General features: G+C 59.3%; 1 protein-coding gene. It reads left to right on the forward strand.

Annotation, left to right across the window (positions count from 1 at the left end; translation table 11 throughout):
* A partial coding sequence (locus AC1DOX_RS31010; RefSeq protein WP_477101671.1) for a hypothetical protein occupies positions 1 to 204 on the forward strand: 204 nt, incomplete at its 5' end.
* Between the last annotated feature and the right edge of the window lie 816 nt (positions 205 to 1,020).

Genomic DNA, 1,020 nt, shown 5'->3' on the forward strand with positions numbered 1-1,020 from the left:
CTCGCACCTGGCCCCATGACGTCGGTCCACGTAGTGGAATTCAGCCGCACCCTTTCGGGCCGACGACGCTACGTATGCGTCGAGACCGCGCAACCGGCCGGTTTGCGCGCGTTATTTTTCTTTCGGCACGATGACGGGTGCTGGCGCGTGTTTCCGCCCGCGGTCGAGAGGCCGCCAATGAGCACGGACATTCTCTCGTTGTGAGCAGTCATTCCCAGCTCGTGCCAAACAGACCACGCAGCAACCTCGTGCGCACTTGATGACCCCCGGTCTTTCGGCGGGCCCATCATGTACGCAAAATATCGACGATTGAGCACGGAAGTCCGGCAACAGAGGTGACCACGTGTGGACTAGTTTCTCGCTGGGCGTCTGAAGTGGGAAGTTTCTACTAGTCGCTCCGCCACCGCTTCGCCGCAGTCAAACACGTAGGGCAAGATACCCGGGTGTGCACGTCCAGCCCTCGTGCGGACCGGTGCTCACCCCCGGTTTGGCCCAAGCGCTTGCACAGCGTATCGCCCGCCACACGTATCAGCCGCCCATCACGAATGGCCTGCTTTAACAGGACGTGAACATCGCGGTCCGGCTCGTCCTGGGTAGGCACTTGCGAGCCATTTCTCGAGTCATCCGCAACGATACCAGGCACCCACCGAACTGGAATGGCCAAACTCGCATTGAATGTAAGCGCTTGAGTACGAAGACGCTCCACACTCTCACGAAGCGCGACTCGGGCTGCCTCTTCCCTCTCTGTCTTCGCTGCTCGAGCATCGTCGACATCCTCTGTCCTAGCACCGACAAACACCCCATTGGAATGCCGCCAAACTTCGAGCAAAGTACCAGAGGCAAGTGTGACTGCCTCCGTTCGGCTTGACCACTGCAAGCTGACTATCTCCAGCCGCTCCCCATCCAGCGTTACCTGATTGTTTTCGACAACTACGCGCCCCCTATGTTCGGCGGCTAGCCATCGAGGGTCGACCGTTGAGACCAACCGCAACTGGTAGATATTCATAAGACTATCCCCGC

It is taken from the genome of Cupriavidus sp. 01L415 (assembly GCF_056400065.1).